This window comes from Streptomyces sp. NPDC107454 (assembly GCF_055582885.1).
The window spans coordinates 157,321-180,201 of the sequence record NZ_JBVJPA010000013.1; the positions used below are offsets into that span (position 1 = coordinate 157,321).

A 22,881-nucleotide genomic window follows, 5' to 3' on the forward strand; every position below is an offset into this window, starting at 1 on the left:
CCCGGCTCAGCGCGAGTCACCGACGTTCTTCGCCCTGCCTCGCCCCACCTGTGTCCGTACCGCCCCCATGCTCGCGGCGATGACCAGGGCGATCGCGAGGGCCTCGGTGGCGGAGAGGGCCTGGTCCAGGACGAGGAAGCCGGCGGTCGCGGCGACGGCCGGCTCCAGGCTCATCAGGATGGCGAAGGTGGCGGCGGGCAGGCGGCGCAGCGCGAGCAGTTCGAGGGTGTACGGCAGCACGGAGGACATGATGGCGACCGCACCGCCCAGGGCCACGGTCGTCGGGTTGACCAGCCGGGTCCCGGCCTCGGCGATCCCCAGCGGCAGGAACGCCACCGCCGCGACCACCATGGCGAGCGCGAGCCCGTCGGCCTGCGGGAAGCGTCGGCCCGTACGTGCGCTGAAGACGATGTACGCCGCCCACATCGCGCCCGCGGACACGGCGAAGGCGACGCCGGCCGGGTCGAGGGAGCTGAAGCCTCCGCCGCCGAGCAGGAAGACGCCGCCGAGGGCCAGGCCCGCCCAGAGGAGGTTCAGGGCGCGGCGGGAGGTGAGGACCGAGAGGACGAGCGGGCCGAGGACCTCGAGGGTGACGGCGGGCCCCAGCGGGATACGGGCGACCGACTGGTAGAAGAGGCCGTTCATCGCGGCCATGGTGAGACCGAAGATCACGACCGTGCCCCAGTCCGCCCGCGAGTGCCCGCGCACCTTGGGCCGGCAGACGGCCATCAGCACGATCGCGGCCACCAGCAGGCGCAGGGTGACGACCCCGAGCGCGCCGGTGCGCGGCATGAGGGTGACCGCCAGCGCGCCGCCGAACTGCACCGAGATGCCTCCGGCCAGGACCAGTCCCACGGGGCCGAGGGCACCCCAGCGGCTCGGGACGCCCTCGCCCGGGCCGGGCGAGGGCGCCATCGCCGGGGCGACCGAGGCCGGGGAGGACGGGGCGGCGCTGGGGCTGTTCACGGGGCCTTCCAGGGGCTCGACTCAGGAGTCGTGCATCAAGGTGCACTTCTCAGTCCACAGTAGTGGACTAAGTCAGGAACGTGAACCCCTTATGCGCCTGTCCAGGGTGTCTCGTCGCGGAAGAGGGGCCGACCGTCCGGCAGATAGCCGTCAAGGGGGTCCCGCAGTGGATCGGGATCGGGGAGGGGGTCGGGAAACGCGCCGGGGTACCAGGCTCCCTCGGCCCCGTACTGCCCGGCGGTCCCGTAGTACGCGTACTGCGGAGACGCTTCCGCCGCGAAGCCCCCCGCGTAATCCACCGGCACCCCCACCGGCACCCCCACAGACACCCCCGTCGGCGTCCCCGTCGGCATCCCCACCGGCACCGCGCCGCCCACCGGAACCTCCGCCTCCGTGAACAGCGGCAGCCGCAGCTCTCCGGTGTCCATCAGCGCGTTGTTCTGCGATCCGTGCAGACGGGCGTACGCGCCGCCGCGGGCCAGGAGTTCGTCGTGGCGGCCGGTTTCGACCACACGGCCGCGGTCGACGACAAGGATGCGGTCGGCGTCGGGCGCGAGGTTGAGGTCGTGGGTGATCATGATCGTCGTACGGCCCTGCATCAGACGCCGCAGCGGCTTGATCACGCGGCGCGCGGCCATCGCGTCCAGGCCGGTGGTCGGCTCGTCGAGGACGAGAACGGGGGCGTCGCGCAGGATGGCGCGGGCGATGGCGAGCCGCTGGAGCTGGCCGCCGGAGAGTCGGGCCGAGTTGGGGTCGATCTTGGTGTCGTATCCGTCCGGCAGCTTCATGATGAAGTCGTGCGCGTCGGCGGCGCGCGCGGCCTCCACCAGCGCCTCGTCGCTCGCGCCGGGGCGCCCGCAGCCGATGTTGGCGCGGACGGTGTCGTGCAGGACGAGGGTCTCCTGCGGCAGCAGCGTGACGTACTCGCGCAGCCGGGCCAGTGGGAAGTCGCCCACCGGGACGCCGTCGAGGAGCACGGAGCCGGCGTCCGGGTCGTAGAAGCGCAGGAGGAGCTTGGACACGGTGGACTTGCCCGCGCCGCTCGGGCCGGTGACGATCACGAGCTCGCCGGGGCTGACCGTGAAGGACAGGCCGCGCAGGGCGTCGGTCTCCGCACCGGGGTAGCGGAAGGTGGCGTCGCGGACCTCCACGGCGCCGTCGGGGCGGCCGAGCCGGCTCTCCGCCGAGCGCGTCGGATCGGCGACCGCGGGCCGCACATCGAGAATCTCGATCAGCCGTTCGGCGCCGGCGGTGGCGGCGGCGACGGTCAGACCGAGCTGGGCCAGGCCGCGCACGGGCGGGTAGAGGTAGCCGAGGAACGCGGCGAAGGCGAGCAGCTGGCCGAGGGTCATCCGGCCGCCGGAGATCTCCCACACGCCGAGGCCGATGACCGCGAGCACGCAGATCGTCTCGATGACCTGGACGAGCTGCTCGTACAGCTCGTTGAGGCGCCCGGAGCGCACGGAGGCCCTGAACCAGGCGTTCGCCTCCTGGTTCAGCCGCCGCCGCTCGGCGTCGCGGCGGTCGTACGCCTGGGTGAGGACGATGTTGCCGAGGGACTCCTCGACGACGGAGGTGATCGCGCCGTCGGCGACCCGGCCGTCGCGCGAGACGGACTTGATGGAACCGGAGAAGCGGCGGGCGGCCAGCCAGAACAGGGGTGCGAGCACGAAGGTCGCCGCGGCCAGGTCCCAGCGCAGCCAGAAGGCGGCGGCCGCGTAGAACAGCGCGCTGAACGCCGCCGACGCCGCGCCCACGAGCCCGGACACGACCATCGTCTCGATCGACTCGACGTCGCTGGTCAGCCGGGACAACAGGTCGCCCTGGCGGTGGCGTTGGAAGAAGTGCGGCGGCAACTGCTGTACGTGGTCGAAGACATGCTCGCGCAGCCGCATCACGAAGCGCTCGGTGACCCAGGTGGCGAGGGAGTTGCCCGCGTAGGCGACGGCGGCGCCGAGCACGGCGACGGCCAGCCATTCGGCGGCCGGGGCCCAGAACGCGGCCAGGGAGCCCTGTTGCAGGGCGTGGTCAGTCAGATCGCTGAAGAGGAGGATGGCGGCGGTCTCGGCGAGGGCAGCCAGAACCGTGCACAGCCAGATGGCCAGCAGCCAGCTCCGCAGTCCCTTGGTCAGCGGCCAGAAGCGCCGGAAGGCGGTACGGGCGGGGATGGTCGGAGTGTCGTGGTCGAGTTCATCGTCGTCCTCGTACTCGTGATCCTCGTACCGATCGTCCGCGACCGCGCCGACGCCGGTTTCCGCGTATTCCTCGTGTTTCTCGTACCCCTGATTCTGCCTTTGCCGGGTCATGGCCCTCCTCATGTGAATTGCAGGCCGCGCCGTGGAATTCAAAAGAGAGAGGCCGACGGCGCACCGTCGGCCTCTCTGCTACCGCTCGATCAGCGTTCGTCGTTGGGGAACGGCTTGGGGAGCGGCTTGTGCGCCTTCTTGCGCGGCTTCGGCGCCGGCGGGGGCGGGAGCTGCTTCGACTTGGGCTTGGGGGGCAGGGGGGCAAGCTTCTTGAAGCTCATGCCAACTCCTTGAGGTTTCTGGCTACGCAATAGCGAGCGCAATAGTGCGATGGTGCGAGAATTCTCTATGGATACGGGCGGGAATTCCTGGTCGTCACCTCGGTTTTCCCTGCCGCCCGACATGAAGGAACCTACACGCCCCGCGTCCCAAGGCACAGCAAAATGCAGCACATGACGACTGTGAATCCCCTTATGAAACCTGAGAGTTCCCTAAAAACCCTGGGTATTGGATATCCACGCCGTCAGTCCGACCCCTGGTCGGCCTCCGGGTCCGCTCCTTGATCCAGCCCTTGGTCCAGGGCCTCGGCCAGCGCCTCCGCCAGATGCCGCCCCTTGCGCCCCGCGAGCTGTTCCAGCTGGGTGCGGCAGGAGAAACCGTCCGCGAGAAGCAGGGTGTCGGGCGTGGCGGCCCGCACGGCCGGGAGCAGCTGTTCCTCCGCGCAGCTCTTCGACACCTCGTAATGGCCCTTCTCGAAGCCGAAGTTGCCCGCGAGTCCACAGCAGCCGCCCGCGAGGGAGCCGGTGAGGCCCGCCGCCTCGCGCAGCCGGCGGTCGGCGCCGTCGCCGAGGACGGCGTGCTGGTGGCAGTGGGTCTGGCCGGTCACCGGACGGTCGAGGAGCGGGGGTGCCCAGCCCGGGGCGAGGCGCTCCAGGGCCTCGGCGAACGTCAGCACCGCCGAGGCGAGGCGCGCCGCGCGCGGGTCGTCGTGCAGGAGCTCGGGGAGGTCCGTGCGCAGGGCGGCGGCGCAGCTCGGTTCGAGGACGACGACGGCGGGTGGCCGCGGGTGGACGTCCGGGTCCAGGAACACGCCCATCAGGTCGAGCGTGCGGCGCATCACCGCGCGGGCGCGGTCGAGTTGGCCCGTGGAGACGTAGGTCAGCCCACAGCAGACATGACCCCGCGCGCCCACCGACCAGGGGTGGTGCGAGAGGGACACGCCCTCCCCGGCCCGCGGCGTCCGCTTGCGCATCACCACCGTCGGCGGGAGCATCACGTCCACCCCAGCCGCCTCCAACACCCGTACGGCCGCCTGCCCCACGGAGGGCGACAGGTGCTCGGTGAAGGTGTCCGGCCAGAGGATCGCCACCTCCCTCGGGGGTCCGTCGAGGTCCGCCTCGGGGCCGTACGCCCCCTCCCGCATCATCCGCCGCACCCGCTCCTTGAACCGCCGCTCCCACCACCGGCTGAACGTCTCCGGTGCCAGGCGCGGGATCTCCCGCTCGGGCGCGATCCCGCCGAGCCGTTTGGCGAGCGCCGCGAAGGGGCGTACGGAGGCGAGGGAGTTGAGCAGCGGCGCCGTTCCCGTGCGGTCGGCCAGGCGCAGCCATACCGGCAGCCGGCCCATCGTGTAGTGCGCGGCGGGGCGCCTCCTGCCTTCGTAGTGGTGGTGCAGGAACTCCGCCTTGTACGTGGCCATGTCGACGCCCACCGGGCAGTCGGACCGGCAGCCCTTGCAGGACAGGCACAGGTCGAGCGCGTCCCGGACCTCGGTCGAGCGCCAGCCGTCGGTGACCACCTCGCCCGCGAGCATCTCGTGCAGCAGCCGGGCCCGCCCCCGCGTGGAGTGCTCCTCCTCGCCCGTCGCCCGGAACGACGGGCACATGACGCCCGCGTCGGCGGCCGTCGTACGGCACTTGGCGACCCCCACGCATCTGCGCACCGCCGCCGAGAAGTCCCCGCCGTCCGCCGGATATCCGAACGCCACGTCCACCGGCTCGCGCGGCAGCACCGCGAACCGCAGGTTCTCGTCCAGCCGGTGCGGGCGCACCAGCATCCCGGGGTTGAGCAGATCGTCGGGGTCCCAGAGGTCCTTGGCACGCTCGAAGAGGCCGACCAGCTCCGTGCCGTACATCCTGGGCAGCAGTTCGGCCCGTGCCTGCCCGTCCCCGTGCTCGCCCGAGAGGGAGCCTCCGTGGGAGACCACCAGTTCGGCCAGTTCCTCGGAGAAGCGGCGGAAGCGGCCGATGCCCGCACCGGTCAGCAGGTCGAAGTCGATGCGGACGTGGATGCAGCCGTCACCGAAGTGCCCGTACGGGGTGCCGCGCAGGTCGTGGGCGCTCAGCAGGTGCCGGAAGTCGCGCAGATACGCGCCGAGCCGGGCCGGCGGCACCGCGCAGTCCTCCCAGCCCGGCCATGCCTCGCTCCCGTCCGGCATCCGGGTCGCCGTGCCGCTCGCGTCCTCGCGCAGCCGCCACAGGGCACGCTGTCCGGCCGGGTCGGTGATCACGAGGGCGTCGAGGACGTCGGCGGCCCGGACGATCGCGTCCGCCCGCGCGCGTGCCTCCGCCGGGTCCGCGCCGCCCGTCTCCACGAACAGCCATGCGCCGCCGCGCGGCAGCCCCGCGTCCGGCGGTACGAGGTCCGCGGCCATCCCCTCCACGGTGAGCGGCGCGAACGGCAGCAGCCCGGCCGCCGCCTCGGCCGCCGCGCTCTCGTCCGCGTACGCCAGCACGGCCAGCGCCCGCGCGCGCGGTGCCTCGACCAGGCGTACGACCGCCTCCGTGAGCACCCCGAGCGTGCCCTCGGAGCCGCAGAAGGAGCGGGCGACGTCGGCGCCCTTCTCCGGGAGCAGCGCGTCGAGCGCGTAGCCGGAGATGCGGCGGGGCAGCTCCGGGAAGCCTGTGCGCAGGCGGGCCAGCTCGCCCTCGACCAGCGCCCGGAGGCCGTCCGGGGCGCCCTGCCAGTTCTGTCCCAGCCGGACGACGGAGCCGTTCCCCTTGAGCACCGACAGTTCGCGCACGCTGTCCGCCGTCGTGCCCCAGGCCACGGAGTGGGAGCCGCACGAGTTGTTCCCGATCATGCCGCCGAGGGTGCAGCGGCTGTGCGTGGAGGGGTCGGGTCCGAAGCGCAGGCCGTGCGGGGCCGCGGCCTCCTGGAGGCGGTCGAGGACGACACCGGGCTGCACGACGGCCGTGCGCGCCTCGGGGTCGAGCGCGGTGATCCGGTTCATGTGGCGGGTGAGGTCGAGGACGACACCGGTGCCGGTCGCCTGTCCCGCGATCGACGTGCCGCCGCCGCGCGGCACGACGGGGACCCCGTGGGCCCGGCACACGGACAGGGCGGCCGCCACGTCGTCGGCGTCGCGCGGGCGGACCACGCCGAGCGGGACCCGGCGGTAGTTGGACGCGTCCATGGTGGTCAGCGCCCGCGCGGTCACGTCGAAGGCGACCTCGCCGCGCATCTCCGCCGCGAGGGCGGCCCGCAGCCCGTCCACGTCGGGCGGGTCCGCCGCGCCGCTCGTGCCGTCCTTGGCGCCAAGATCCGTCATGTCTCCAGGATGACCCCGCGCACCGACAACGGTCCGTAACCGTGACGCATCGATCACCGACCGATCACTGACTGATCGCCGGCCGACCCCTGACCGATCCCTGGTCAATCACGGACCGATCGCCGTCGCGACCACAGAGCGCCCTCGGACCGATCCCGGACCGATCCCGGACCGATCACCAGCGGATTAGGAGCTCGGATCCGGAACCTTCCCAATACGATCACGAACTCTCATATAGTGACGGCAAATTGAGCAATCGGTGTCGGCTCTCGCCCAGGAACCTCCCCCCAGGAACCTCGCCCCCAGGAACCTCGCCCAGGACACGACCGAGGACACGATTCATGACCGCGCCCATCCCCTCCGGCGAACGACCCACCCTCCGCGCGAGCGCCCCCGCGCCCCTGCTCACCGCCGTCGCGGCGGCGGTCGCGATCGTCGTCGCCCTCTCCCTGGCGCCCGACTCGGCACGCGTCCCGCTCGCCTGGGGCACGGGCGCCGCCGCCGTGCTGCTGTGCGTCGCCGTCGCGGTCGCCGCGCGCGCCCTGCAGACCGCGAAGCTCGCGCGCCGCCGCCTCGACGCCGTGGCCCAGGACACCGGACGGCTCCTTCAGGAACGGGCCCGCATGGCGGAGGAGTTCAACCAGGAACGGTCCCGGCTCGCGGAGGAGTCCGCCCGCGACCGCGCGCGCCTGGCCGACGCCGACGCCCGCGAACGCGCCCTGCTCACGCAGGGGTTCGAGGAGGAGCGGCAGCGCCTCACCGCCGAGATCGCCGAGGAGCGGCGGCGGTTCGCCGAGATCGCCGAGGAGAACTCTCGGCTGACCGAGCGCACGCGGCGGGCCGGCAGTGACCGGGCCGCCGCGATCTCGGCCACCGCCAACGCGGCCGGGCGGATGCAGGCACTGTCCACCGGCATGCTCGCCGACCTGCGCGCCATGGAGGAGAAGCACTCCGACGAGGAGGTCCTCGCCGACCTCCTCCACCTCGACCACCGCACCGCGCAGGCGGGCCGCCTCGCCGACTCCGTCGCCGTCCTCGCGGGCGCCCGCTCAGGCCGCCGCTGGGCGCGCCCCATCGTCATGGAGTCGATCCTGCGCGGCGCCATGGGCCGCATCGGCGGCTACCAGCGGGTGCGTGTCCACTCCGCGAGCGACGCCGCCGTCGCCGGGCACGCCGCCGAGGGCGTGATGCACGCGCTCGCCGAACTCCTCGACAACGCCGCGAACTTCTCCCCGCCGACCGCCGAGGTCCACGTCTACGTCGAGGAGGTCCCGGCCGGTGTCATCGTCTCCGTCGAGGACAGCGGCCTCGTCATGGGCGACGTCCAGCTGCGCCGCGCCGAACGCGCCGTCTCCGCGGACGCCGAGAACGCCGCCGGCCTCGGTGGCCTCACCGGCACCCGGCTCGGCCTCGCGGTGGTCGGCCGGCTCGCGCGCAAGCACGGCCTGAAGGTGTCCTTCCGGCCCTCAGCGCGCGGTGGCACGGGCGTCCTGGTGCTCATCCCCCAGGACATCCTGAGCCTGCCCTCCGCGGCGGCCCCGGCCACCCCGGCGGCGACGCAACCCCAGGTCAAGCCCGCCGCGGCGACCCCGCCCGCCGAGGACCGCCCGCTCGCCGAGCCGCGTCCCCAGGCGTCGTACGCCGCCGCCCGCGCCCCCGAGGACCTCGACCCGGACCCGGTCCCCACCCACGAGTCGCCCCGGCACGCCACCGACACCCCGCCGAACGGCACGCCCACGACCGGCGGCCTCCCCAAGCGCCGCCGCGGCCGGACCCTCGCACACGCCGAGCGCAGCCGCGCCCACCTCACGAACCAGGCCGGCCCCGAGCCCCGTACGACCGACTCCAAGGCCACCGCCGCCCGCTTCAGCAGCTTCCGCCAGGCCGTCCGGGGCACCGCGCCGGACCAGGCGGCGGTCCAGGGAACGGTGCCCGAGGACGACGCCGTACGCGCCACCGCGTACACCACCGAAGACGCCGTACGGGACGAATTCACGCCGGAGGAACCCGTACGGGTCGAATCCGCACAGGACGAATCCGGGAACGCCGTACGCGACGAAGAAGCCGTACGGGAGCCCGCCCCCGCGCATCCCTCGCACGCCCCCTCGCACACCTCCTCGCATCCGGAAGGCGACACCACTTCATGACCGGCACCACCACCGCCGACGAGAAGCTCTCCTGGCTCATCGAGGGCCTCCTCGAGCGCACCCCGGGCGCCCGGCACGCGCTCGTGCTCTCCCGGGACGGCCTGAAGCTGTGCCGCACGCCGGAGCTCACCGTCGACCGCGCCGACCAGCTCGCCGCGATCGCCGCCGGCATCCAGTCGCTGTCCCACGGGGCGTCCGTGGAGTTCGGCGACGGTACCGGGGGCGTGCGCTCGGCGATGACCGAGTTCTACGGCGGGGTCCTGTTCATCGTGGAGGCGGGCGACGGCGCCCACCTCGCCGTGGTCACCGCCGAGGACGCGGACGCCGGTCTGGTCGGGCACAACATGAGCGAGCTCGTGGAACAACTCGGCGAACACCTGAGCGCGCAGCCCCGGACGTCATGAGCCGTCCGGGCAGGGACGACGCGCCCGACCGGCTCTACACCCTCACCGGAGGGCGCAGCCGGTCCGCGCCCGACACCCCGTTCGACCTGGTGACACTCGTGGTCGCCGAGTGCGATCCGGCGGTGGGCATGCAGTCGGAGCACGCGGCGATCCTGCGGTTGTGCGAGCGGCCGACGGCGGTCGTGGAGATCGCCGCCGTGCTGAAGCTGCCGGTGTCCATCACCCGCATCCTGCTCTCCGACCTGCTCGCCGCGGGCCGCGTCAGCGCCCGCCACCCCCAGAAGGCCGCTCTTCCCGATCCCGACATCCTGGAGCAGGTGCTCGTTGGACTCCGTAACCTCTGATGCCCGAACGTCCCAGGGGGCCGACACCCGTACGCCTCTGGGGGCACAGGCCGACAACGGTCTGAAGATCGTCGTCGTGGGCGGCTTCGGCGTCGGCAAGACCACCCTGGTCCGCTCCGTGAGCGAGATACGTCCCCTCAACACCGAGGAGACGATGACGCAGGCCGGCGCGGCGGTCGACGACATCAGCGAGGTGCGCGGCAAGTCCGCGACCACGGTCGCCTTCGACTTCGGGCGCATCACGCTGGACGCCCGCAATGTGCTGTACCTGTTCGGCGCGCCCGGCCAGGAGCGTTTCTGGTTCCTGTGGGACCGGCTGTTCTCCGGGACGCTCGGGGCCGTCGTCCTCGTCGACACCCGCCGTATCGACGACTCCTGGTACGCGATCGACCGGCTGGAGCACCACGGGACGCCGTTCATCGTGGCCTGCAACGACTTCGGCGGCTCCGCGCACACCCCCGCCCAGATCCGCGAGGCCCTCGACCTCGATCCGCGGGTCCCGCTGCTCGACTGCGACGCGCGTTCGCGGGAGTCCAGCAAACGGGTGCTGATCACGCTGGTGGAGCACCTCAAGACCTTTTACGCCGCCGAAAGCGCCCTCACATCACCGGAGTTGGCCCTGTGACCCCCGCCCCCGTGCCCCTCAGCGGGCCCCGGTTCCAGACCGAACCCGCCGAGCTGTACCGGGAGATGCGGCGCGACCACGGTGCCGTGACGCCCGTCGTCCTGGACGGCGACATCCCGGCGTGGCTGGTGCTCGGCTACCGCGAACTGCACCAGGTCACCGGCGACCCCGTGCTGTTCAGCCGCGACTCCGAGCTGTGGAACCAGTGGGACCGCGTCCCGGACGACTGGCCACTGCTGCCGATGATCGGCCGCAGACAGCCCTCGATCCTCTACACCGTCGGCGAACGCCACCGCGAGCGCGCCGCGATGATCAGCGACGCCCTCGAAGCCGTCGACCCCTTCGAACTGCGCGCCCAGGCCGAGAGGTTCGCCGACGAACTCATCGACGCGGCGTGCGCCAAGGGCGAGACGGACCTCATCGGGGACTATGCCGCCCTGCTGCCCGTCCGTGTCCTCGCCATGCTCTACGGCTTCGCCGAGGAACAGGGCCCCGGCCTCGTCACCGCCCTCAACGACATGGTCAACGGCCGTGAGAACGCGCTGGCCGGACAGCAGCACCTGGCCGGCTCCATGGCCCGGCTGATCGCCGACCGGAAGGTCGCGCCCGCGAACGACGTCGTGTCCCGCATGCTCGCGAACACGGCCGGCTTCACGGACGAGGAGATCATCCAGGACCTGATGGTCATGATGGCCGCCGGCCACCAGCCGACCGCGGACTGGATCGGCAACTCGCTGCGCCTGATGCTGACCGACGAACGCTTCGCCGCCTCGCTCTTCGGCGGCCGCAACAGCGTCGCCGAGGCCATGAACGAGGTCCTCTGGGAGGACACCCCCACCCAGAACGTGGCCGGCCGCTGGGCCTCCCGCGACGCCCAGCTCGGCGGTCACCGCGTCCGCGCGGGCGATCTCCTCCTCCTCGGCCTCCAGGGCGCCAACTCCGACCCCCAGGTCCGCACCGACGGCTCCGCCCTCACCGGCGGCAACAACGCCCACTTCTCCTTCGGCCACGGGGAGCACCGCTGCCCGTTCCCGGCGCAGGAGGTCGCGGAGGTCATCGCGCGGACGGGGATCGAGGTCGTACTGGACCGTCTGCCGGACATCGACCTGGCGGTCCCGGCCGACTCCCTGGCCCGGCGCCCCTCACCGTGGCTGCGGGGCCTGACCGAACTGCCTGTGCGCTTCACCCCGACCCCGGCCCTGGGAGGCACCCCCGCATGACCAGTCGTATCGTCCTGGACCCGTTCGTGTCCGACCTGGACGGCGAGAGCGCCCGGCTCAGGGAGGCGGGCCCGCTCGCCGCCGTCGAACTGCCCGGCGGCGTCCCGGTCTGGGCCGTCACCCGCCACGCCGAGGCACGCGCCCTGCTCACCGACCCCCGGCTGGTCAAGGACATCAACGTCTGGGGTGCCTGGCAGCGCGGCGAGATAGCCCCCGACTGGCCGCTGATCGGGCTCGCCAACCCCGGCCGCTCCATGCTCACGGTGGACGGCGCGGACCACCGCCGGATGCGCACGCTGGTCGCGCAGGCGCTCACCCCGCGCCGGGTGGAGCAGATGCGGGAGCGCATCACCAAAATGACGGAGGGTCTGCTGGACGCCCTCGTGCCGGGCCCGGGCGGGATCGTCGACCTGAAGGCCGACTTCGCCTACCCCCTCCCCATGTACGTCGTCGCCGACCTCATGGGCATCGAGGAGTCCCGGCTCCCCCGCCTCAAGGAGCTCTTCGAGAAGTTCTTCTCGACGCAGACACCGCCCGCGGAGGTCATCGCCACGCTGACGGAGCTGGCCGGGATCATGGCGGCGACGGTCGCCGCGAAACGCGCCGAGCCCGGCGACGACCTGACCTCCGCTCTGATCCTGGCCTCCGAGGACGGCGACCACCTCACCGACGAGGAGATCGTCTCCACCCTCCAGCTGATGGTCGCGGCGGGCCACGAGACGACGATCTCCCTGATCGTCAACGCGGTGGTCAACCTCTCCGCCCACCCCGAGCAGCGCGCCCTCGTCCTCTCCGGCGAGGCGGACTGGTCGGCGGTCGTCGAGGAGACCCTCCGCTACTCGACTCCGACCTCGCACGTCCTGATCCGCTTCGCGACGGAGGACGTACCCGTCGGGGACAAGGTGATCCCCGCGGGCGACGCCCTGATCGTCTCCTACGGTGCGATCGGCCGCGACGAGAACGCCCACGGTCCGAGCGCGGGCGACTTCGACATCACCCGCACCACCCAGAACCGTCACATCTCCTTCGGCCACGGCCCCCACGTCTGCCCCGGCGCCGCCCTCTCCCGCCTGGAGGCGGGCGTCGCCCTCCCGGCCCTGTACGCCCGCTTCCCGTCCCTGGACCTCGCGATCCCCTCCTCAGAACTCCGCAACAAGCCGGTGGTAACCCAGAACGACCTGCACGAACTCCCCGTACGCCTGGCCCCGACCCCCTGACCCACTCCAGCGCCCTGCCGCCCCTGCCCGTCCCGTCCCCGGGGCTCAGCCCCGGACCCCGTGAGCCGTCCTTCGACCGCGGGTGGATGGGGGCTGGTCGCGCAGTTCCCCGCGCCCCTGGGGCACGCGGCTGCGCCCCGGTGCCCCATCGGCCCGCAGCCAAACGGTTCGAGTGGGGGCCAGTGGGGCGAAGCCCCGCTCTAGGGGCGCGGGGAACTGCGCGACCAGCCCCCACTGGCCCGCAGCCGAAGAACCCACCCGGGGATGGGTCGGGCAGGGGCGGCGGGGCGAGGAAACACGGCCGTCGGCCCGTCTCACCGGCCGGACGACGTTTCCACCGCGTTTCGCATAACGGATACGCTCCCACCGTGGCTGATATCCAGATCCCCGCTGACATCAAGCCCGCCGACGGACGTTTCGGCGCGGGCCCCTCCAAGGTGCGGACGGAGGCGCTGGACGCGCTGGCCGCGACCGGTACCTCCCTGCTCGGCACCTCCCACCGCCAGGCCCCGGTGAAGAACCTGGTCGGCAAGGTCCGCGAGGGTGTGCGTGACCTGTTCTCGCTCCCCGACGGCTACGAGGTCGTCCTCGGCAACGGCGGCTCCACCGCCTTCTGGGACGTCGCGACCCACGGCCTGATCGACAACAAGTCCCAGCACCTCACCTTCGGTGAGTTCAGCTCCAAGTTCGCGAAGGCCGCCAAGCTCGCCCCGTGGCTCGCCGAGCCCACCGTCATCTCCTCCGACCCGGGCACGCACCCCGAGCCGGCGGCCGAGGCGGGCGTGGACGTCTACGCCTACACCCACAACGAGACCTCCACCGGCGTCGCCGCCCCCCTCAAGCGCGTCAACGGCGCCGACGAGGGTTCGCTCGTTCTGGTGGACGCCACCTCCGGCGCCGGCGGCCTCCCGGTCGACATCACCGAGACGGACGTCTACTACTTCGCCCCGCAGAAGTCCTTCGCCTCCGACGGCGGCCTGTGGATCGGCGTCTTCTCCCCCGCCGCCATCGAGCGCGCCGAACGCATCCACGCGAGCGGGCGTCACGTGCCGGAGTTCTTCTCGCTCCCCACGGCGATCGACAACTCCCGCAAGAACCAGACGTACAACACCCCGGCCCTCGTCACCCTGTTCCTGCTCAACGAGCAGCTGGAGTGGATCAACGGCCAGGGCGGTCTTGAATGGTCCACGGGCCGTACGAAGGACTCCTCGACCCGCCTCTACACCTGGGCCGAGGAGAGCAAGTACGCGACCCCGTTCGTCGCCGACCCCGCCAAGCGCTCGCAGGTCATCGGCACGATCGACTTCGCCGACGAGATCGATGCCGCCGCCGTCGCCAAGGTCCTGCGTGCCAACGGCATCGTCGACACCGAGCCCTACCGCAAGCTCGGCCGCAACCAGCTCCGTATCGCGATGTTCCCGGCGATCGCCCCGGCGGACGTCGAGGCGCTGACGAAGTGCGTCGACTACGTGATCGAAAAGCTGTAACAGCTACGGCGAGGAAGGGCGCCCGGTGCACGGACGAGCACCGGGCGCCCTTTTCTCATGCGGCCACGCACGTGACCGCCGGCACACCCCCACCGCCAGGCGCTCCCCCGAACCCGAAGCTCACCGAACCGCCCACCGGGACGGCCCCGTTGTGATCGGCGTTCGACGCGGTGACGCTCGCCCCGACCTGCGTGTAGCTCGCGTTCCACATGGTGGTGACCCGCTGCGCCCCGCCCCAGGTCCAGCTCACCTTCCAGGACTTGAGAGCGGTCGTCCCCGTGTTGGTCACCTTCACGTCGGCGTTGAAGCCACTGCCCCAGTCACTGCTGACGGTGTAGGCGGCGGCACAGGCAGCCGTACTGCCGCCACCGCCCCCGCCGCCCCCGCCACTGCCCGGAAACCCGGGCGCCTTCACGCTCGCCAGATACCCGTCCTTCACCGTGTCCACGGTCACCCAGTCGTCCTTCAGGATCCCGCCCGTGTCACCGGAGTTGGGGTTCCACGACCAGAAGGTCCAGGAGATGCTGTCGGCGCCGTAGGTGGCCGTCGGCCGCATGTAGGAGACGAGCGCGGCCAGCCACTTCTGGTCCACGGTCGACTGGAGCGTGGTCCCGAACTCGCCCACCCACACCGGGGCGATGTTCTGCTTGAACAGATAACCCCAGTACTTGTCCCACACGCCCGGCATGTTGTCGGGGAAGGACGGGTCGCTGAACCAGCTCTGCTGGGCGACGCTCGTCGCGTAGTCGTGCGCGGAGTACACGACCCGGCCGGCGACGCTCAGCTGCACCGGATACTGGCCGGCGCCCATCAGATTGCCGCCCCACCACCCGGAGACACCCGCGTACGTCTGCACGCCCTCCACGAAGATCAGCAGGTCCGGGTTGACGGACAGCACGGCGTTCCCGGCCCGCTGCGCCGCCAGCCGCCAGTCCGTCGCCGTGTCCCCGCAGCCCCAGCAGGCCGGATCGTGGGGCTCGTTGTGCAGGTCGATGCCGATGACGGTGTCCCGGCCCGCGTACCGCGCCGCCAGGGCCTTCAGGTCGGCGATCCACGTCGACTCGGGAACCGCCGAGGTGTACCAGAGCGCCGACTGCCCGCCCGCGTCCGGCCGGTGCCGGTCGAGAATGACCTTCAGGCCGTCCTGACCGGCGTAGGCCACGATCTTGTCCATGACCTGGAGCGAGTTCAGCCCTTGCAGGTCGGCGTTCTTGCCGCTGGAGAAGTCGATGCTGCTGGGGACGGCGCCGCCGCCCTTGAACAGGTCGTCGCTGTAGGGGAGCCGAACGGTGTTGTAGCCCAGCGACTTCATCTGGTCGATCATGCTCTTGTAGTCGCGCGACCAGAGGCCGTGCACGACGTAGTTCCCGGTCTCGAAGCCGAACCAGTTGACTCCGGCGATCCGTACGGGCTGACCTGCCGCGTCGAGGATCTGACGGCCGCTGGTGTGCCAGTACCCGGCGCCCGGCGCCGCCGCGGTGACGGCGTGCGCCCCGTGTACGGCCGCGAGCGGCAGCAGAAGCCCGGCGGCCACGGCACACAGCGCTCTTCGCAAACTGCGGAACATGTGCGGGTTCCTCTCGGGGAGGCGCGGCGCCGGAACGGATGGGAGCGCTCCCATGCGCCGCGTACCCTCCATGGAACGGATGGTTCATGAGCACGTCAAGAACCTGGGCCGAATCCAGCGCCATCCATGGGGCGACTACGACTTGCGCAGCAACCTCTTCAGCCCGAACCCCGCCGCCAGAACCGCGGCGAGGGCGAGTGCCCCCTTGGCACCGGAGCTCAGGCCGCCGGCCCCGTCGCTCCCACCGGCCGCCGATCCCCCGTCCCCCGAAGGCGACTTGGAACCGGACCCGCCCCCGGGAACCGAGCCGGGCTGGACCGGACTGTCCTTGCCCTCGCTGCCGTACATGAGCTGGGACCCGTCGGGGGTGTACGTGACCGACTCGCCCTGCCGCTGGAGCGGCACGTTCAACCGCCCCTGGCGCTTGAGCTTCCCGTCGTTCCAGGCGTATGCGATCCCGCCGAAGTACCCGCGCACGACGAGCTGTTCGCCGTCGGGCGAGAAGGCGCCGTCGGTGACCCAGAGGTCGATGGTGGCGACGGGCCGGAAGATGTTGGTGCCCGACGTGGAGAGCCGGGCCGGACCCTCGTACAGGTGGCCGCCGTCCTCGTTCTTGTCGGCGATGTAGACCCGTCCGGTCTTCGGATGGACCATCAGCGCCTCGGCGTTGCGGGGCCCGTCCGCGTACTTCACGACGTACTGCGTGGCCCGGATCGTCTGGTCCTTGAGCACCTTCGGCTCGGGCAGCTTGTAGATCCACACGTAGGACCACTTGCCGCCGAGGTTGTCGCCGATGTCGCCGACGTAGAGGTCGCCGTCGGGCCCGAGGGAGATGGCCTCGACATCGCGCGGCGTGCCCACGCCGCGCAGGGTGATGGTGGCGACGGTCTCGCCGGTCCTGCTGTCGACGGCGTAGAGGTAGGGACCGTCGTCGCTGTCGTTGTGGGTCCAGTAGATGCCGGGGTGCAGATGCGAGGCGGCGAGCCCGCTCGACTCGGTGATCCGGGGATCCTTGATCGTGAACCCCCCGTCCCCGTCGGCGGCGAGGGCCGGTGCCGGCAGCGCGAGGGCGAGAACGGCTGCCGCGGAGGCGGCTCCGGCGAGGAACGAGGGCGATCGGCGCATGGCCCAAGCCTGCCATCCCGGAGCCGCCGGGACCCGGTGAGCCCGCGGGGAGCCGCCGCCCCCGGCGTGTCCATCCTCACACCTCGCACCCCACACGGCCCTTACTGATCGCCCGCCCGATCATCCATGATGAGCGGATGCTCAGGTTCATGCCCGTCGGCGACTCCATGACGATCGGAAGCGCGGGCGAACACACATGGCGTTACCGAATGTGGCAGCACCTGCGCGCGACGTACGGGGGCCCGTTCCGTATCGTCGGACCGCGCGAGACGCTGTACGACAAGGCGACGGAGTCCCCCGACTCCCACGAGTACGCGGACCCGGACTTCCCGCGCGCCCACCTCGCGGGCTGGGGCGAGGGCTGGCAGCACATGGTGCCCCTGATCGGTGAGGCGGTCCGCACCCAGCGCGCGGACGTGCTCCTGGTCTCCCTCGGCCTGATCGACCTGGGCTTCTACACGAACGCCGTGCAGACGGCCGCGAACGTCCGCGCCTTCGTCGCCGAGGCCCGTGCGGCGAACCCGCGCATCCACCTGGTCCTCCTCCCGGTGATACCGAACGTCCGCGCGGAGTCCGACGCGCCCTTCGCCGCCGAGGTCGCCGCCTTCAACGAACTCCTGGCGAAGGCGGTGGCCGACCTGGACGAACCCCGCTCCCCCGTCCTCCTCGCCTCCCCGCCCCCCGGCTACGACATCCACCACGACACGTACGACGGCACGCATCCCAACGCGGCCGGCGAGCACAAGATCGCGGCGGCCTTCGCGGAGGCGATGTACCAGGCCTGGGACCTGGGCGAGCCCTACTCGGCCTGACCGCCGACGCCGGCCGGTGGCCTTCCCTGCGTCCAGATCACCTCGACGGCCGTGTCGCGGAAGCGCCAGCCGTCGGGCGTGCGCCGCAGCTCGGCCCGGCAGTGACCGCCCACGGTGAAGGCAGTGCCGTCGTGGTGTACGTGCGTCATCAACGCGTTCCAGGACACGGCGGCCGCGGCCCCGTCCTCGGCCACCTCGCCGACCACGTCCGTCGCCATGTGCTGCGTACGGGCGAACCGCCCGAGCGCCTCGACGGTATGCCGCAGCACGGCGTCCCGCCCTTCGCTGTCACCGATGGGGGTCCGCTCTCGCACGTCTTCCGTGAAGTACTCCCGCGCCCATGCCGCATCGATCTTCCCCGCATCCAGGGACCGGAAGAACCGGCTGACGAGCGTGGCGATGGCGAGGTGATCGGAGTGAACGGTCTCAGCAGTCATCACCCCACCCTGTTACCTGAACCACGATTGAGGTCAAGGACGTGAGGGGACGTCAAGGACACCCGGCACCGCCCACGGACACCCGGACGCGCAGCGCCTCGACGGCCCAGTCCAGCACGGGCGCCGAACTCTCCGGTGCCGGCCAGCCGTTGATGACGGCGAGCAGCTCCGCGTACCGCTCCCTGCGCGGGTCGTTGACGGCTTCGAGCCGGGGCAGGACGTGTACGTCGTGAGCGAGGAGCGCCTCGACGACCGGCGCGGCGGCGCCGTCTCCCGGCTCGATCCCCGCCGCGAGAGCCGGGCCGACCAGCTCACGAACGGCCGGGACCAGCCCGGGGCGGGGCCCGCCGCCCCGGGCTCCCGCCAGCTCCGTCTGCACATGTTCGACCAACCGCCGCACGAGGGCCCGGAACTCCCCGTCCTGGGACAGTTCGGCCAACTCCGCCCAGGCCGCGATCTGTTCGGGTTCGGGATTGTCGGGCAGTTCGGGGGTGAACGAGCGCCGGATCCCGACGAACGCGCCGAAGCCGGCCGGCCCCGCGAAGACGGAGTCGAGGAAGTCGTCGATCAGACGTCGGCGTTCGTCCTCGGAGAGCCTCGCCAACCGGTGCATGAGATCCATCTCCTCGGGGTCGGAATCGCGCTGGGCCACCGCCGTCAGCACCGCGTGCCGCAGCCGCAAGGTGCGGATCTGCACGGCGAGCGCGTCCGCGTGCGCTGCCGCGACCTCGGAGAGCGAGAGCTCGCGTGCCACGACCTTCCGGATGTCCGGAAGTCCTACTCCCAGTTCACGCAGGGTCCGCACGAGATCCAGACGCGCGAGGGCGTCGGCGCCGTAGAGGCGGTAGCCGGCCGGACTGCGGCCGGTCGGCGGCACGATGCCCCGATCGGAGTAGAACCGAATCGCCTTGACCGTCAGCCCGGTCCGCCGCGCCAGCTCGCCGATCGAGCAGAGCGGACCGAGGGGGTCGTTCATGCCGCCGTCCATGCCCCCACCCTGCCGCCTCCCCCTACGGGAGACTCAAGTGACCGCCGGGAACTGATCCCTGCCTAACCGGGTCACCGTGCGTATCGTTGTACCGCGCGGCTGTACTCGTTCGTGGGGCAGCCGGGGAGGAACGCCACGATGACCTTCCTTGAAGACAGGATCGAGATGGCCGAGGAAAGTGGCGAACTGACTCTGGACGTCTCCGTCGATCTCGCCACCACCGTGGTCGGCCTCACCCTCAAAACCGACGAGTTCCCCCGCGACTGAGCCCCCGCTCCGCACGCCTCCCTTGCCTAGAGCGCACTCCACGTCGTTGGCTAGGGAGTCATGAAGTACACGCAGCTCGGACGCACGGGACTCAAGGTCAGCCGACTCGTCCTCGGCACCATGAACTTCGGTCCGCAGACCGACGAAGCCGACAGCCACGCCATCATGGACGCGGCGCTGGACGCAGGAATCAACTACTTCGACACCGCGAACGTGTACGGCTGGGGCGAGAACAAGGGCCGTACGGAAGAGATCATCGGGAACTGGTTCGCGAAGGGCGGTGAGCGGCGCGACAAGGTCGTGCTCGCCACCAAGGTGTACGGGAACATGGCCGCCGACGGCGACGCCTGGCCCAACCACGACAAGCTGTCGGCTCTCAACATCCGACGGGCCGTGGACGCCTCCCTCAAGCGGCTGCAGACCGACTACATCGACGTCTACCAGTTCCACCACATCGACCGCCGCACTCCCTTCGAGGAGATCTGGCAGGCCGTCGACGTACTGGTGCAGCAGGGCAAGATCCTCTACGTGGGGTCCAGCAACTTCCCCGGGTACAAGATCGCCCAGGCCAACGAGATCGCCGCCCGGCGCCACGGCACCATCGGTCTCGTCAGCGAGCAGTGCCTCTACAACCTCGCCGAGCGGCGCGCCGAGATGGAGGTCATCCCGGCCGCGCAGGAGTACGGCCTCGGGGTCATCCCCTGGTCGCCGTTGCAGGGCGGACTGCTCGGCGGCGTCATCAAGAAGGAGGTCGAGGGCGGGCGCAGGGCGAGCGGGCGGGCTGCCGACTCCCTCGCGAACACGGCCATCCGCGCGCAGGTCCAGTCGTACGAGGATCTGCTCGACAAGCACGGGATCGAGCCCGGCGAGGCCGCCCTGGCATGGCTGCTGACCCGTCCCGGCGTCACCGGCCCCATCGTCGGCCCCCGTACCGCCGCACAGCTCGACTCGGCCCTGCGCGCGGTCGAGCTGGAGCTGTCGGACGAGCTGCTGACCGGCCTGGACGAGATCTTCCCGGGTCCGGGCCCGTCCCCGGAGGCCTTCGCCTGGTAACGCTCCCCAGGGGCGCCCGCCCGGGCGCCCCTCAAGGGGCGTGCGGAACCGCGCGACCGGCCACGGCCTGCCCGCGGGCGGACAAGCGGCGCCGTGTTCCGGCCGACCGGCGAAGTGGCCCGGCCGGCCCTACTTGACGGCCGCCGCCAGCGCCACCACGACGAACATCAGCACGAGCACACCGGCCATGATTTGGTTTCGGGTCTTCGGGTTCACGCCATCGAGGTTAACCGGCCGCCCCCGACGGCCTTCAGCCGCCTGCCCCGTCCAGCGGCCAGCGCCCCACCGTCTCGTAGCGCGGCTGCTCCCCCGACACTCCTGACATCGGCAGATTGCTGCGTACGAGACACAGCTCCCGGACCGTCCAGTCCCGCCCGGCGAAGGCGTCCAGGACGGCCACGTACGGGGCGAAGTCCGCGGTGTCGCGGCTGCGGGCCAGCGTCAGGTGCGGGCGGTAGCGACGGTGCTCGCCGGTCCCGACGCCCGCCTTCCGCGCAGCCGCCTCCGCCCGGTCGGCCAGCAGCCGCATCGTGGGGACGTCTCCCGACACCCCGGTCCACAGCGCCCGGCCCCCGAAGTGGCCGCCGCCGTGGAGGGCGAGGGGGAAGGAGGGGGTGCGGTGGGCCGCGCGGGCCAGGCGGTCCGACAGGGGCTGGACGAGCTCTTCCGCCACCTCGCCGTAGAAGGCGAGGGTGAAGTGCCAGCCGGGGCGGCCCGTCCAGCGCAGTCCGTCCGCGCCCGGCAGACGGTGCAACTTGTCCACCAGCGTGCCGAGTTCACGCACCGCTGCCTGAGGTGGCAGCACGGCCGCAAAGAGTCTCATGCACGGCACCCTTCCAGGGAATGGATCAGCGGGCCACCCTCGCGCCGTGCCGCCGTACGGCCGGGCAACCGTACGGCGGCCGGCGTCACACCGACGTGGCCAGCCGCTCCTTCTGCTCCCCCGGTTCCCTGGGTACGAAGCCGACCTGCGGGTGGCCGTGGTGCCAGCCCACCGACAGGCGCAGGCCGCCGACACGGGCCAGGACCAGGCCGACGGTGGTCGCGGCGACGGCCGAGACCAGGCCGCCGAGGGCGAAGCCGACCCGGGCGCCGTAGGCGTCGGTGACCCAGCCGACCAGGGGCGCCCCCAGGGGCGTACCGCCCATGAAGACCATCATGAACAACGCCATCACCCGGCCGCGCATGGCCGGGTCGGTGCCCATCTGGACCGCGGTGTTCGCCGTGACGTTGACGGTGAGACCGAAGATCCCGATGGGGACCATGAGGAGGGCGAAGAGCCAGAAGGACGGGGCCAGGGCCGCCACCACTTCCAGGATGCCGAAGGCCATGGCCGCCGCGATCAGGATGCGCAGTCTCGCGGTGCCGCGGCGGGCGGCGAGCAGCGCGCCGGCCACCGAGCCGACCGCCATCAGCGTGTTGAAGAGGCTGTACCCGCCGGCGCCCGCGTGGAAGATGTCGTCCGCGTACGCCGAGAGCCAGACCGGGAAGTTGAAGCCGAACGTGCCGATGAAGCCGACGAGGACGATCGGCCAGATCAGCTCGGGGTGGCCGGCGACATAGCGCAGGCCCTCGCGGAGCTGGCCCTTGCCGCGCGGCGCCCGCTCGACCGAGTGCAGGTCGCGGGCGCGCATCAGGAGCAGGCCGACGATGGGGGCCACGAAGGACAGGCCGTTGAAGAGGAACGCCCAGCCCGTGCCCACGCCGGTGATCAGGACGCCCGCGACGGCGGGGCCGACCAGGCGGGCGGACTGGAAGTTGGCGGAGTTGAGGCTGACGGCGTTCTGCAGCTGGCCCGGGCCGACCATCTCGGAGACGAAGGACTGGCGGGCGGGGTTGTCGACGACCGTGGCGAGGCCGACGGCGAAGGCCGCCAGGTAGACGTGCCAGACCTGGACGTGGCCGGAGAGGGTCAGGAAGGCGAGCGCGAGGCCGGTGACGCCCATGGCGGTCTGGGTGGCCAGCAGGGTGGGGCGCTTGGGGAGGCGGTCGACGAGGACGCCGCCGTACAGCCCGAAGAGCAGCATCGGCAGGAACTGCAGCGCGGTGGTGATGCCGACGGCGGCGGAGGAGCCGGTGAGGCTCAGGACCAGCCAGTCCTGCGCGATGCGCTGCATCCAGGTGCCGGTGTTGGAGACGACCTGGCCGAGGAAGAACAGCCGGTAGTTCCTGATCCTCAGCGAGCTGAACATCGAGGAGCGGGGGGAACGGGAGGAATTCTCGGGGACGGGCGGGGAGTCGGGGGTGGCTGGTCCGGGGGCGGAAGGTATTCCGGATCCCGTACTCAAAGGGATTCGCCTCCTAGCGTGGGACGTCATTGCACGCGGGCGCGGCCGCGTCTGTCACGGTGAGGTTCGGGCACGGCGGGGCGTGCGGGGCAGTGCGCACGGCCGTCACGGCGTGCCCCTGGCGGTGCACGGGGCACC

The 22,881-nt window shown here is 71.7% G+C and carries 20 protein-coding genes; 10 read left to right on the forward strand and 10 right to left on the reverse strand.

All coding sequences use genetic code 11. From position 1 onward, the window contains the following. Positions 1-6: 6 nt before the first annotated feature. The 4 genes from ACZ69M_RS31750 to ACZ69M_RS31765 all read right to left on the reverse strand — a co-directional run bounded on the left by ACZ69M_RS31750 (position 7) and on the right by ACZ69M_RS31765 (position 6,762). On the reverse strand, positions 7-966 hold the full coding sequence (locus ACZ69M_RS31750; RefSeq protein WP_470055217.1) for an EamA family transporter: 960 nt from the start codon (positions 964-966) through the stop codon (positions 7-9). An 89-nt stretch (positions 967-1,055) separates the two neighbouring features. Further along, the gene (locus tag ACZ69M_RS31755; protein WP_470055219.1) at positions 1,056-3,272 is read right to left on the reverse strand and encodes an ABC transporter ATP-binding protein; all 2,217 of its coding nucleotides are present in this window, start codon (positions 3,270-3,272) and stop codon (positions 1,056-1,058) included. A gap of 89 nt (positions 3,273-3,361) precedes the next feature. Continuing rightward, entirely contained in the window at positions 3,362-3,493 is a 132-nt protein-coding gene (locus tag ACZ69M_RS31760; RefSeq protein ID WP_256258009.1) for a hypothetical protein, read from the reverse strand. A gap of 242 nt (positions 3,494-3,735) precedes the next feature. Then, positions 3,736-6,762 carry an FAD-binding and (Fe-S)-binding domain-containing protein gene (locus ACZ69M_RS31765; RefSeq protein ID WP_470055221.1) on the reverse strand — a complete coding sequence of 1,009 codons (3,027 nt, stop codon included), beginning with the start codon at positions 6,760-6,762 and terminating at the stop codon, positions 3,736-3,738. Between the two features lie 341 nt (positions 6,763-7,103). Between ACZ69M_RS31765 and ACZ69M_RS31770 the strand changes: the two genes are divergently transcribed. The 7 genes from ACZ69M_RS31770 to serC all read left to right on the forward strand — a co-directional run bounded on the left by ACZ69M_RS31770 (position 7,104) and on the right by serC (position 14,206). Further along, positions 7,104-8,909 (forward strand): ATP-binding protein, encoded by a 1,806-nt coding sequence (locus ACZ69M_RS31770; protein ID WP_470055223.1) that lies wholly within the window; start codon positions 7,104-7,106, stop codon positions 8,907-8,909. Continuing rightward, positions 8,906-9,313 (forward strand): roadblock/LC7 domain-containing protein, encoded by a 408-nt coding sequence (locus ACZ69M_RS31775; RefSeq protein ID WP_054235659.1) that lies wholly within the window; start codon positions 8,906-8,908, stop codon positions 9,311-9,313. The genes ACZ69M_RS31770 and ACZ69M_RS31775 overlap by 4 nt, the downstream gene beginning before the upstream one ends. Further along, the gene (locus ACZ69M_RS31780) at positions 9,310-9,657 is read left to right on the forward strand and encodes a DUF742 domain-containing protein (RefSeq protein WP_067371922.1); all 348 of its coding nucleotides are present in this window, start codon (positions 9,310-9,312) and stop codon (positions 9,655-9,657) included. Before ACZ69M_RS31775 ends, ACZ69M_RS31780 begins: the two co-directional genes overlap by 4 nt. Further along, entirely contained in the window at positions 9,638-10,282 is a 645-nt protein-coding gene (locus ACZ69M_RS31785) for a GTP-binding protein (RefSeq protein ID WP_470055226.1), read from the forward strand. Before ACZ69M_RS31780 ends, ACZ69M_RS31785 begins: the two co-directional genes overlap by 20 nt. Beyond that, complete coding sequence (locus ACZ69M_RS31790; RefSeq protein ID WP_470055227.1) at positions 10,279-11,502, forward strand: cytochrome P450; 1,224 nt, start codon at positions 10,279-10,281, stop codon at positions 11,500-11,502. Before ACZ69M_RS31785 ends, ACZ69M_RS31790 begins: the two co-directional genes overlap by 4 nt. After that, positions 11,499-12,719 (forward strand): cytochrome P450 family protein, encoded by a 1,221-nt coding sequence (locus ACZ69M_RS31795; protein ID WP_470055229.1) that lies wholly within the window; start codon positions 11,499-11,501, stop codon positions 12,717-12,719. Before ACZ69M_RS31790 ends, ACZ69M_RS31795 begins: the two co-directional genes overlap by 4 nt. A gap of 368 nt (positions 12,720-13,087) precedes the next feature. After that, on the forward strand, positions 13,088-14,206 hold the full coding sequence (gene serC, locus ACZ69M_RS31800; RefSeq protein WP_470055231.1) for a phosphoserine transaminase: 1,119 nt from the start codon (positions 13,088-13,090) through the stop codon (positions 14,204-14,206). Between the two features lie 55 nt (positions 14,207-14,261). Here the strand turns inward: serC and ACZ69M_RS31805 are convergent, their stop codons facing one another. Then, positions 14,262-15,773, reverse strand: coding sequence for a cellulase family glycosylhydrolase (locus tag ACZ69M_RS31805; RefSeq protein ID WP_470055233.1), 1,512 nt, complete (start codon positions 15,771-15,773; stop codon positions 14,262-14,264). Between the two features lie 135 nt (positions 15,774-15,908). Continuing rightward, positions 15,909-16,898 (reverse strand): YncE family protein, encoded by a 990-nt coding sequence (locus tag ACZ69M_RS31810; RefSeq protein ID WP_470055235.1) that lies wholly within the window; start codon positions 16,896-16,898, stop codon positions 15,909-15,911. 137 nt (positions 16,899-17,035) lie between these two features. Here ACZ69M_RS31810 and ACZ69M_RS31815 point away from each other — a divergent pair, with 137 nt between their 5' ends. Then, complete coding sequence (locus tag ACZ69M_RS31815; RefSeq protein WP_470055237.1) at positions 17,036-17,710, forward strand: SGNH/GDSL hydrolase family protein; 675 nt, start codon at positions 17,036-17,038, stop codon at positions 17,708-17,710. Here the strand turns inward: ACZ69M_RS31815 and ACZ69M_RS31820 are convergent. Both ACZ69M_RS31820 and ACZ69M_RS31825 read right to left on the reverse strand, forming a co-directional pair. Continuing rightward, positions 17,698-18,147, reverse strand: a complete 450-nt coding sequence (locus ACZ69M_RS31820; protein ID WP_470055239.1) for a nuclear transport factor 2 family protein — start codon at positions 18,145-18,147, stop codon at positions 17,698-17,700. The two genes, ACZ69M_RS31815 and ACZ69M_RS31820, sit on opposite strands and share 13 nt — an antisense overlap. A gap of 52 nt (positions 18,148-18,199) precedes the next feature. Next, entirely contained in the window at positions 18,200-19,135 is a 936-nt protein-coding gene (locus tag ACZ69M_RS31825; RefSeq protein WP_470055241.1) for a MerR family transcriptional regulator, read from the reverse strand. 138 nt (positions 19,136-19,273) lie between these two features. Here ACZ69M_RS31825 and ACZ69M_RS31830 point away from each other — a divergent pair, with 138 nt between their 5' ends. Next, positions 19,274-19,402 carry a hypothetical protein gene (locus ACZ69M_RS31830; protein ID WP_470055243.1) on the forward strand — a complete coding sequence of 43 codons (129 nt, stop codon included), beginning with the start codon at positions 19,274-19,276 and terminating at the stop codon, positions 19,400-19,402. Between the two features lie 60 nt (positions 19,403-19,462). After that, positions 19,463-20,455: an aldo/keto reductase gene (locus ACZ69M_RS31835; RefSeq protein ID WP_470055245.1), complete on the forward strand. Its 993-nt coding sequence runs from the start codon at positions 19,463-19,465 to the stop codon at positions 20,453-20,455. A gap of 250 nt (positions 20,456-20,705) precedes the next feature. On the opposite strand, the gene thpR is transcribed toward ACZ69M_RS31835, so the two are convergent. Both thpR and ACZ69M_RS31845 read right to left on the reverse strand, forming a co-directional pair. Then, positions 20,706-21,278, reverse strand: coding sequence for an RNA 2',3'-cyclic phosphodiesterase (gene thpR / locus ACZ69M_RS31840; RefSeq protein ID WP_470055247.1), 573 nt, complete (start codon positions 21,276-21,278; stop codon positions 20,706-20,708). An 85-nt stretch (positions 21,279-21,363) separates the two neighbouring features. Then, complete coding sequence (locus ACZ69M_RS31845; protein ID WP_470055249.1) at positions 21,364-22,647, reverse strand: MFS transporter; 1,284 nt, start codon at positions 22,645-22,647, stop codon at positions 21,364-21,366. Between the last annotated feature and the right edge of the window lie 234 nt (positions 22,648-22,881).